General features: G+C 69.3%; 8 protein-coding genes. 1 reads left to right on the forward strand and 7 read right to left on the reverse strand.

All coding sequences use genetic code 11. From position 1 onward, the window contains the following. Positions 1-66 precede the first annotated feature (66 nt). The 6 genes from infB to WA967_RS13080 form a co-directional block, all read right to left on the reverse strand. The gene (gene infB / locus WA967_RS13055; protein ID WP_424423337.1) at positions 67-2,814 is read right to left on the reverse strand and encodes a translation initiation factor IF-2; all 2,748 of its coding nucleotides are present in this window, start codon (positions 2,812-2,814) and stop codon (positions 67-69) included. Positions 2,815-2,908: 94 nt separating this feature from the next. Beyond that, positions 2,909-3,181, reverse strand: a complete 273-nt coding sequence (locus WA967_RS13060; protein WP_298867567.1) for a YlxR family protein — start codon at positions 3,179-3,181, stop codon at positions 2,909-2,911. A gap of 69 nt (positions 3,182-3,250) precedes the next feature. Next, positions 3,251-4,240 (reverse strand): transcription termination factor NusA, encoded by a 990-nt coding sequence (gene nusA, locus WA967_RS13065; protein WP_424423340.1) that lies wholly within the window; start codon positions 4,238-4,240, stop codon positions 3,251-3,253. Positions 4,241-4,367: 127 nt separating this feature from the next. Further along, a complete protein-coding gene (locus WA967_RS13070) occupies positions 4,368-5,402 on the reverse strand; it encodes a TIGR00730 family Rossman fold protein (RefSeq protein WP_424423342.1) in 1,035 nt (344 codons plus the stop codon). 95 nt (positions 5,403-5,497) lie between these two features. Then, positions 5,498-7,252, reverse strand: coding sequence for a proline--tRNA ligase (locus WA967_RS13075; protein WP_424423344.1), 1,755 nt, complete (start codon positions 7,250-7,252; stop codon positions 5,498-5,500). Positions 7,253-7,310: 58 nt separating this feature from the next. Further along, the gene (locus tag WA967_RS13080; RefSeq protein WP_424423346.1) at positions 7,311-8,081 is read right to left on the reverse strand and encodes an isocitrate lyase/PEP mutase family protein; all 771 of its coding nucleotides are present in this window, start codon (positions 8,079-8,081) and stop codon (positions 7,311-7,313) included. A gap of 106 nt (positions 8,082-8,187) precedes the next feature. Here WA967_RS13080 and WA967_RS13085 point away from each other — a divergent pair, with 106 nt between their 5' ends. Then, positions 8,188-9,609 (forward strand): RNB domain-containing ribonuclease, encoded by a 1,422-nt coding sequence (locus tag WA967_RS13085; RefSeq protein WP_424423349.1) that lies wholly within the window; start codon positions 8,188-8,190, stop codon positions 9,607-9,609. A gap of 162 nt (positions 9,610-9,771) precedes the next feature. Here WA967_RS13085 and WA967_RS13090 read toward each other — a convergent pair whose 3' ends face one another. Then, positions 9,772-10,746, reverse strand: a complete 975-nt coding sequence (locus WA967_RS13090) for an aldo/keto reductase (protein WP_424423351.1) — start codon at positions 10,744-10,746, stop codon at positions 9,772-9,774. Positions 10,747-10,762 lie beyond the last annotated feature (16 nt).

Consider the following 10,762-nt stretch of genomic DNA (forward strand, 5'->3'; position numbering starts at 1 on the left):
TCCATTCCTCTGCGTGACGGATGAGGGGCGTCCGGAGACGCCCCTCACCGTTCCATTCAGACGAGATCAGCCGCGCGGCTTCTCCACGAGCTCCGTGGTCTCGATCTCGTCGCCGATCTGGATGTCGTTGTACTTGCCCAGGCCGATACCGGCTTCGAAGTCGGTGCGAACCTCGGTGACGTCATCCTTGAAGCGACGCAGCGACTCGATGGCCAGGCCATCGGCGATGACGACGCCGTCGCGGATGACGCGCGCCTTGGCGTTGCGCGTGATCGTTCCCGAGCGGACGATGACACCGGCGATGTTGCCGAACTTCGAGGAGCGGAACACCTCGCGGATCTCGGCGACACCGGACTGGATCTCCTCGAACTCCGGCTTGAGCATGCCCTTGAGGGAGTTCTCGATCTCCTCGATGGCCGCGTAGATCACCGAGTAGAAGCGGATATCCACGCCCTCGCGGTTCGAGGCCTCGCGCGCCTTGGCGTCCGGGCGGACGTTGAAGCCCACGATGATCGCGTTGTCGATCGTCGCCAGGTTCACATCCGACTCCGTGATGGCTCCCACGCCGCGGTGGATGATGCGCAGCTGCACCGAGTCGTCGACCTCGATCTTCAGCAGCGACTCCTCCAGCGCCTCGACGGCACCGGACACGTCGCCCTTGATGATGAGGTTGAGCGTCTCGACCTTGCCCTCCTCGAGAGCACGGGTGAAGTCCTCGAGCGAGATGCGCTTGCGGGCCTTGGCCAGCTGGGCGTTGCGCTCGACGGCTTCGCGCTTCTCCGCGATCTGACGGGCCATGCGGTCCTCATCGGTGACGATGAATACGTCGCCGGCGCGAGGCACGGAGTTCAGACCCTGCACCTGCACGGGGCGGGACGGGGCTGCCTCTGCGACCTGCTCGCCGTTCTCGTCGAGCATGGCGCGGACGCGACCGTACGCGGTGCCGGCGACGATGGCGTCTCCGACGCGCAGCGTTCCGGACTGGATCAGCACGGTGGCGACCGAGCCGCGGCCCTTGTCGAGCTTGGCCTCGATGGCCACACCACGGGCGGCCTTGTTCGGATTGGCCGTCAGGTCCAGGCCGGCGTCGGCCGTGAGCAGCACGGCGTCGATCAGATCCTGGATGCCGATCCCCTCGCGCGCCGAGACGTCGACGAACATGACGTCTCCGCCGTACTCCTCGGCGACCAGGCCGTACTCGGTCAGCTGCTGGCGCACCTTGGCCGGGTTGGCCTCGGGCTTGTCGATCTTGTTCACCGCGACCACGATCGGCACATCGGCCGCCTGGGCGTGGTTCAGCGCCTCCACCGTCTGCGGCATGATGCCGTCGTCGGCGGCGACCACGAGGATCGCGATGTCGGTCACCTGCGCACCACGGGCACGCATGGCGGTGAACGCCTCGTGACCGGGGGTGTCGATGAAGGTGACGGCGCGCTCGTGCCCGTCGTGCTCGGTCCAGATCTGGTACGCACCGATGTGCTGGGTGATGCCGCCGGCCTCGCCCTCGATGACGTTGGACTTGCGGATGGCATCCAGCAGGCGGGTCTTGCCGTGGTCGACGTGACCCATGACGGTGACCACCGGCGGACGGATCTCGAGGTCGTCCTCGCTCTCCGCCTCCAGCTCGGCCTCCAGGTCGAGGCCGAAGCCCTCCAGGAGCTCCTTGTCCTCGTCCTCAGGCGAGACCATCTGGATCTTGTAGCCCAGCTCGGCGCCCAGGACCTCGAAGGTCGCCTCATCCAGCGACTCGGTGGCGGTGGCCATCTCGCCGAGGTTGAAGAGGATGGTGACGAGCGTTCCGGGCTGCACGGTGTAGCCGTTCAGCGCCTCGAGCTTGTCCGCGAAGTCGGCGATGGATGCACCGCGGCGCAGCCGGATGATCTCGCCATGGCCCTTGGAGACGTTGACGCCGCCGACGACCGGCGCCGACCGCATCTCGAATTCCTGCCGCTTCGCCCGACGCGACTTGCGCTGCTTGCTCTTGCCGCCGCCCTTGCCGAACGCGCCTGCGGTGCCACCGCCGGGTCCACGACCACGGCCCCCGCCACCGGGACGCCCGGCGAAACCGCCGCCGGGACGCTGGAAGCCACCGCCGGTGCCGCCGCCGGGACGGCCGGGGCCGCCGGTGCGCTGCTGGAACGGAGCACCCGGACGACCACCCTGGCCACCACGAGCACCGGGACGTCCCGGACGCGGGGCGCCGATACGCGGCGAACCCGGACGCGGAGCCTGGGGACGCGGGATGTTGCCCGGAGTCGGACGCTGGCCCATGCCCTGCGCCGAGGCGAACGGGTTGTTGCCGGGACGGGGACCTGCGGGACGCTGGCCCATGCCCTGCGACGACGAGAACGGATTGTTGCCGGGGCGAGGAGCACCGGGCTTGGGTGAGCCGCCCGGGCGCGCAGCGCCGGGCTTCGGGGCACCACCGGGACGCGGCGCGCTGCCGCCCGGTCGCGGTGCGGAGCCGCCGGGGCGCGGTGCAGACGACTTGGGAGCCGCCGGAGCGGCCTCCGCCTTGGGCTCGGCCTTCGGCGCCTCGGCCTTGGGCTTCGCGGGACCCGGCTTGGGACCGGGCACCGGAGCGCCCGGCTTGGGCGCGGCGGCCTTGGCCGCCGGCTTCTCGTCGGTCTTGGCTGCAGGCGCAGCCGACGCGTCCGCCGCGATGGCAGCGCGGAGCTTGCGAGCCACCGGGGGCTCGATGGTCGAAGAGGGACTCTTCACGAACTCGCCGAGCTCCTTGAGCTTCGCGAGTGCGAACTTGCTGTCGACGCCGAGTTCAGCGGCGATCTCGTGCACGCGTGGTTTACCAGCCACAATTCTCCTGTCAGGGTCGGTCCGCCCTGGCAGGGCAGACCACTAGTCGCGGACGGGTCTCATTTCGAGCCGTTCACTTTGTTTCCATAGCCGTTCAGCCTTTGTTTCGGTGGAAGTACCGTTCGGTGGTCTGCGCATCCTCCGCCTCGGGGAACCCGATCGAAGGAGAGATGCGAAGTGCTCGTGCGAAGGCTCGGCGCCGCAGCGCGGCATCCAGGCACTCGGATGCCGGATGCAGCCACGCACCTCTCCCCGGCAGCACTCCTCGCTCGTCGAAGACGAGCTCGTCATTGTGCAGGGCCACCCTGATCAGGGCGGATCGAGAGGCACGACCGCGGCAACCGACACACGTTCGTACAGGTTCCATCTTACACCTCGCGGTGTGGATCGAAGCCCGGCGCCCGGCGTGTGCGCAGGGTGCTGAGCCCCTGAGCCGTCACTCGTCTCCCATCACGCTGTCGGGCTGGATGTCGATCTTCGCACCGGTGAGCTTGGCAGCCAGGCGGGCGTTCTGCCCCTCCTTGCCGATGGCCAGCGAGAGCTGGTAGTCGGGCACCAGCGCACGGACCGCCTTGGTCGCCGCATCCAGGACGAACGCCGAGGTCACCTTCGCCGGCGACAGGGCGTTGGCGACGAAGGTCGCAAGATCGGGGTGGTGGTCGACGATGTCGATCTTCTCCCCGGAGAGCTCCTCGGTGACGGCGCGCACGCGGCGGCCCATCTCGCCGATGCAGGAGCCCTTGGCGTTGACGGACGGGTCGATGGCCCGCACGGCGATCTTGGTGCGGTGGCCCGCCTCGCGCGCGAGGGAGACGATCTCCACCAGTCCCGCAGCGATCTCGGGGACCTCCAGCGCGAACAGCTTGCGCACCAAACCCGGGTGGGTGCGGGACACGGTGATCTGAGGGCCCTTGGCGCCCTTGGCCACGCTGGTGACGTACACGCGCAGGCGCGTTCCGTGGGCGTACTCCTCGCCGGGGACCTGCTCCTCGGGCGGGAGGATGGCCTCGACCGAGCCGAGATCGACGTGGATCATGCGCGGGTTGGGACCCTGCTGCACGATGCCTGCGACGATGTCGCCCTCCTTGCCGCGGAACTCCCCCAGCACGGCGTCGTCCGCGATGTCGCGCAGGCGCTGGCCGATGACCTGCTTGGCGGCGTAGGCGGCGATGCGGCCGAAGTCCTCGGGAGTGGTCTCCTCCTCGCCGATGATCGCGCCCTCTTCGTCGGTGACGGGCTGGAGCACGGCGACGTGGCCGGTCTTCCGGTCGAGCTCGACGCGCACGCCGTCGGGAATGGTGCCGTCGGCCGAGACGTGCTTGCCGTAGGCGGTGAGGATGGCCTGCTCGATGATCGACACGAGCTCGTCGAAGGGGATCGCCTTCTCCTTCTCGATGCCGCGCAGCAGTCCGAGTTCGATGTCCATCAGCGGTCTCCTCTATTCAGCTCTCCCCGCGGACAGACACTCCGCGGGCATCCGTCCAGAATAGCCGAAACGGATGCGGCGTGATGAAGTCGGGCGGGTCCTGCCTGGCGGACGCCCCTGCAGCCGCTCAGCCTGCGGAGGGCAGGTCGTCGATGGCGCGGATCAGGGCGAACAACGACCCGACCGAGCGCTGCGCGAGGGTCAGCACGATGCGCGGCAGCTCGACGACATCCCCGTCCGAGACTTCGACGTCCAGCGGCGCGGTGCGTTCGATGCGCCCCTCGGCGCACATCGCGCCGAACCGCTCGTTGAGGCCGGCGATGTCGGCATCCGTCGGCTCGTGCACCAGCCGCAGCACCAGCCTGTCCCCCACCCAGCGCAGCGAGTCGTAGTTGCGCCAGAACCCGGTGATATTCGCGACGGCCTCGCTGACGGAGTCGGTGATGAGCACCCGGTCCAGATCGTGGGGTGAGATGACGCCGGAGGGCGCGAGGTGCTCGTCGACGAAGGTCTTCAGCCCCGTCCAGAACGATCCGCCCGGCTCGTCGAGCAGCACGATGGGCATGGGCTCGGCCTTGCCGGTCTGCTGCAGCGTGAGCAGCTCGAACATCTCGTCCATGGTCCCGAAGCCGCCCGGCAGGCAGATGAACCCGCGGGATTCCTTCATCAGCATGAGCTTGCGGGTGAAGAAGTACTTCATCGAGACGACCTGCGCGTCCTGCGCGACATCCGCGCTGGCGCGTTCTTCGAAGGGCAGGCGGATCGACACGCCCAGCGACATCTCCGGACCCGCTCCCTCGGCCGCGGCCTGCATGATCCCCGGCCCGGCTCCCGTGACGACCATCCAGCCGTCGCCGGCGAGCGCCGCCGCCGCATCGCGCGCCTGGATGTACAGCGGGTCGTCCTGGGCGGTGCGCGCCGACCCGAACACCGTCACCTTCGGCACGTTCTGGAAGGGCCGGAACAGCCGATAGGCGTCGTGCATCTCGCCCAGCGCCGCTGACGCGATCTTCAGGTCGAGCCGATCCGTGTGCTCGATGCCCAGCTTCAGCGCGGTCTGCAGCATTCGCGCGACCAACCCGCGGTCGATGTGGATGCCGGCCTGGTCGAGCAGTGCGGTGATCTCGTGTCGCAGGTCGTCGTTCAGCGTCGCGTCGGTCATGCTCCCAGACTGTCACAGGCAAGGTCGGGACCGCCCTTCGACAGGCTCAGGGCCCCATACGGCCGGGTCGCTGAGCCCGTCGAAGCGTCCGTGGCTCAGCGGGTGAGGCGCGCCACGGCATCCGCGGTGGAGATGGTCTCCTTCTCGCCGGTGGTGCGGTCCCACAGCTCGACCTGGCCGTCGGCGGCGCCGCGGCCGACGACGACGATCCTCGGCACGCCGACGAGCTCGGCGTCACCGAACTTCACGCCGGGCGAGACCTTCACGCGGTCGTCGTACAGCACGTCCAGGCGCGCTGCCTCGAGCTGGTTCGCGACCTGCTCGGCCACGTCGAAGGCGACCTGGTCGCGTCCGGCGGCGACGACGTGCACGTCGAACGGCGCGACGGATGCCGGCCAGATCAGGCCCTTCTCATCGTTGTTCAACTCGGCGATGATCGCGAGGATGCGAGTCACGCCGATGCCGTAGGAGCCCATCGTGACCGTCACGAGCTTGCCGTTCTTGTCGAGCACCTTCAGACCCAGGGTCTCGGCGAAGAAGCGACCGAGCTGGAAGACGTGTCCGATCTCCATGCCGCGGGCGAGCTCGACCGGACCGGAGCCGTCAGGGGCGGGGTCGCCCTCGCGGACGTTCGCGATCTCGACGACGCCGTCGGCGAAGAAGTCACGCCCCGCGACCACCGAGTGCGCGTGCTTCTCATCGATGTTCGCCCCGGTGATCCACACGGTGCCCTCGCTGACGCGCGGGTCGACCAGATAGCGGATGCCGGTGGCGGACTGCTCGCCGAGCACCGCACCGGTCGGGGACCAGGGCCCGATGTATCCACGAACGAGCAGCGGGTTCTTCTCGAAGTCCTCGGGCGTCGCGGTCTCGACCTCGGCGGGCGCGAACGCGACCTCCGCACGCTTCTCGTCGACCTCGCGGTCGCCGGGGATGCCGACCACGACCAGCTCGCGGGTGCCGTCGAGGTGGGTGAGCGCGAGCACCACGTTCTTGAGCGTGTCCGCCGCGGTGTACTCGCCGTCCAGGACCGCGTTGGCGTGCGTGACCAGCGTCTCGATCGTGGGTGTCGCAGGCGAGTCGAAGATCGTCGCTGCGGGAACCGCGGAGAAGTCGACAGGTTCGGGGACAGCGGTCGTGAACGCCTCGACGTTGGCCGCGTAGCCGCCGGCGGAACGCACGAAGGTGTCCTCGCCGACCGGCGTCGGGTGCAGGAACTCCTCGCTGCGGGCACCGCCCATCAGGCCGTTGTCGGCGTTCACGATCACGTACTCGAGGCCGAGGCGCTGGAAGATCCGCTCATAGGCGTCGCGCTGCTTCTGGTAGCTGGCGTCCAGTCCCTCGTCGGAGGCGTCGAACGAGTAGGCATCCTTCATGGTGAACTCGCGACCGCGCAGCAGACCCGCGCGCGGACGCGCCTCGTCACGGTACTTGTCCTGGATCTGGTAGATCGTCAGCGGCAGGTCCTTGTATGAGGAGTACAGGTCCTTGACCAGCAGCGTGAACATCTCCTCGTGCGTCGGCGCGAGCAGATAGTCGGCGCCCTTGCGGTCCTGCAGACGGAAGATCCCGTCTCCATAGGACTCCCAGCGCCCCGACTGCTCGTAGGGGTCGCGCGGCAGCAGTGCCGGGAAGTGGACCTCCTGAGCCCCGGCGTTGCCCATCTCCTCGCGGACGATCTGCTCGATGCGCGACTTGACCTTCAGGCCGAGCGGCAGCCACGTGAACACCCCTGGTGCCGCGCGGCGGATGTAGCCGGCGCGAACGAGCAGCTTGTGGCTGGTGACCTCTGCGTCTGCAGGGTCTTCGCGGAGCGTGCGGAGGAAGAAGTTCGATAGACGTGTGACCACGGGTCGATTGTATCGACCGCATGGGTGCCCATCCGCCGCGCGTCGGTTCAGAGCGGTGTCAGTTCAGCGCGCGGGTGCCCGCCGGGATCACCCCGTTCGCGTAGAGGTCGGCGGCCGCGTCCTGCAGCGCGGTGAGCGCGACGCGCTGCGGCATGGGGCCGTAAGAGATGCGGGCGACGCCGAGAGCCTCGTACTCAGCCGCCGTCAGAGCACCGGGAAGCCCGATCACGCTGACCTTGCCCGCGCCGATGCCGTCGACGAGGAAGCGGGTGGCGTCGGCATCGAGGATGCCGGGCACGAAGACCGCGGTCGCGCCGGCGTCGAGATAGGCGCGTCCGCGCTCCACAGCATCCGCCAGCTTGTCGGAGAGCGGCTTGTCACCGCCGCGCACGATGGCGTCAGTGCGGGCGTTGAGAGCGAAGGAGACGCCCTCGGCCTCGCCTGCCCGGACGATGGCCTCGACCTGCGCGACGGACTCGGCGAAGGGCTTCAGCCGGTCCTCGATGTTCGCACCGACGATGCCGACGCCGATCGCGAGGCGGGTGGTCTCCCCCGCGTCACCGTAGCCGTCGTCGAGGTCGGCCGAGATGGGCAGATCGACGGATGCCACGATGCGGCCGACCATGTCGAGCATGAGCTCCCGAGGGATCTGCCCGTCCGAGTAGCCGAAGCTCGCAGCGATGGAGTGCCCCGCCGTGGCCAGCGCGCGCGTCTCGGGAAGCGCGGCGACCGCCTTCGCCGAGACGACGTCCCAGATGTTGACGACGCGGAGGATCTCGGGGGCGGAATAGAGGTCGGTGAGGGTGCGGGCCTTGTCAGCGGTGCTCATGGGTCCACGCTAGTCCTGCTCTCGGGCACCGGCGCGCGAATGCCGCAGGATGACGCACGGCCGGCGCGCTCCGGCTCCGGAAGCATCCGCGGAATAGGCTGACGACATGCCTCAGCGTCGATCACATGTCGCCCCGTCCGCCGAGCAGAGCGAGCTGGCAGCAGCCCTCGCCGCACTGCGCGCGGGCATCGAGTCGCCGGTCGATTTCTCGCCGGAGGCGATCGCCGAGGCGAAGTCGGCTGCGCCCGACGCTCCGGGCCTCGATCTGCGCGACGTGCCGTTCGTCACCCTCGACCCGGCGGGCTCGAAGGATCTCGATCAGGCCATGCACCTGTCGCGCGCCGGTTCGGGATACCAGGTGCGGTACGCGATCGCCGACGTCCCCGGCTTCGTGAAGGCCGGTGGAGCGCTGGATGCCGAGGCGCGGCAGCGCGGACAGACCCTGTATCTGGCTGACGGGAACATCCCCCTGCACCCGAAGGTGCTCTCGGAGGGAAGGGCCTCGCTGCTGGCCGGCCAGGAGCGGCCCGCGCTGGTATGGACCTTCGCGCTGGATTCCGCGGGCGCCGTGACCGACTTCCGCCTGGAGCGCGCGCTGGTCCGGTCGCGCGCTCAGCTCGACTACGTGGCGGCGCAGAAGCAGCTGGATGCGGGGCAGGACGGCCCGCTGTCGCTGCTGCCCGTGATCGGCGTGCTGCGGCAGGAGCTCGAGGCCCAGCGCGGCGGCGCCAGCCTGAACCTGCCCGATGAGGACGTCGTGCAGAAGCCCGATGGCACGTACGGCATCGAACGCCGGCATCCGCTGCCCATCGAGGACTGGAATGCGCAGCTGTCGCTGATGACGGGCATGGCCGCCGCCGAACTGATGGTGGGCGCGAAGGTAGGTGTGCTGCGCACAATGCCGCAGCCCGACGAAGAGGCGTTCACCCGTTTCCGCAGGCAGACCGAGGCGCTGGGCAGGCCCTGGACCGCCGGGAGGTACGGCGAGTACCTTCGCAACCTCGACAAGGCCGACCCGATGACCCTGCCCGTGCTGGAGCAGGCCGTGTCGCTGTTCCGCGGTGCGGGGTACATCACCTTCGACGGTTCGGTGCCCCCGGGGGATCTGGAGCAGGCGGCCCTCGGCGCGCCCTACGCCCACGCCACTGCTCCCCTGCGTCGGCTGGTGGACCGCTGGTCGCTGGCCATCTGCCTCGCGATCTCGGAGGGGAAGCCGGCGCCCGATTGGGCACGGGAATCGCTTCCGGAGCTGCCGGACCTCATGGAGCGGGCCGCCCAACGCGCGTCCGAACTGAACGCCGAGACCATCAACCGTGTGGAGGCCGCGCTGCTGCATCCGCTGGTGGGGAAGAATATCGACGCGACGGTCATCGAGCTCCGCGGCGAGGCGCGTGCGGCCGTGCAGATCGCGGAGCCTGCCGTCACCGCCTCGGCGACGGTGCCCGAGAGCACCAAGCCCGGTGAGACCGTGACGCTGACCCTGGAGAGCGCGGACATCGCCAAGGGCCAGGTCGTGCTCGCGGCATGAGCAGCTCACAACTCCGGAGCATCACCGCGATCCGAGGCTGTCCTCTGCTGTTACCGGCCAATGCCCGACGGATCTCCGGAGTTGTGACCAGCCCGCTGCGCTGCCCACAGGGCTCGGCCCGCGGATCGGTGCGCCCGCGCGGCGAGCGAGCGCGGAATCCGCTCAGCCGTTGACGGCGCGCTGCATGGACTCCGGGTAGCGGGCGCCGTGAACGTGGTCGGCAAGCGCATCCAGCGCATCGAGCTCCCCCGCGGACAGCTCCAGTTCGAGCGCGCCGAGGTTCTCCTGGATGCGCGCCATGCGCCGCGTGCCGGGGATCGGCACGATCCACGGACGCTGGGCGAGCAGCCAGGCCAGGGCCACCTGGCCGGGCGTGGCGTGCTTGGCGCCGGCCAGCTCGGTGACGTGCGCGACCAGCGCGGCATTCCCTGAGCGGTTCTGCTCGGTGAACCGCGGCAGCCCAAGCCTCATGTCGTCGTCGGCGAAGGTCGTGCTCGCATCGATGGCTCCCGTGAGGAAGCCGCGGCCCAACGGGCTGAACGGGACGAAGCCGATGCCGAGCTCCTCCAGCACCGGCAGCACCTCCGCCTCGGGATCGCGGGTCCACAGCGAGTACTCGCTCTGCACAGCCGTCACCGGGAACACCGCGTGAGCTCGGCGGATGGTGGCCGCGGATGCCTCAGACAGGCCGAAATGACGCACCTTGCCCGCGGCGACCAGCTCTGCGACCGTGCCCGCCACCTCCTCGATGGGCACATCGGGATCGACGCGGTGCTGGTAGAACAGGTCGATCGCTTCCGTGCGCAGGCGCCGCAGCGAGGCATCCGCCACCTCCCGGATGTGCTCCGGGCGGCTGTTCATCCGCCCCGAACGCGGGATGTCGAAGCCGAACTTCGTCGCGATCACGACCTGATCCCGCACCGGCTCGAGGGCCTCGCCGACCAGCTCCTCGTTCACGAAAGGGCCGTAGACCTCGGCCGTGTCGAACAGCGTCACGCCGGCATCCACAGCGCCGCGCAGCACCGCGATCATGTCCTCGCGCGAACCGGGGTTCGGGCCGTAGCCCTGCGACATGCCCATGCAGCCCAGGCCGATGGCGGAGACCTCGAGTCCGACGCCGAGTGTGCGCGTTTCCATGGTGTGCTCCTTCGCG

Source organism: Microbacterium sp. (genome assembly GCF_049650565.1).
GTDB lineage: Bacteria > Actinomycetota > Actinomycetes > Actinomycetales > Microbacteriaceae > Microbacterium.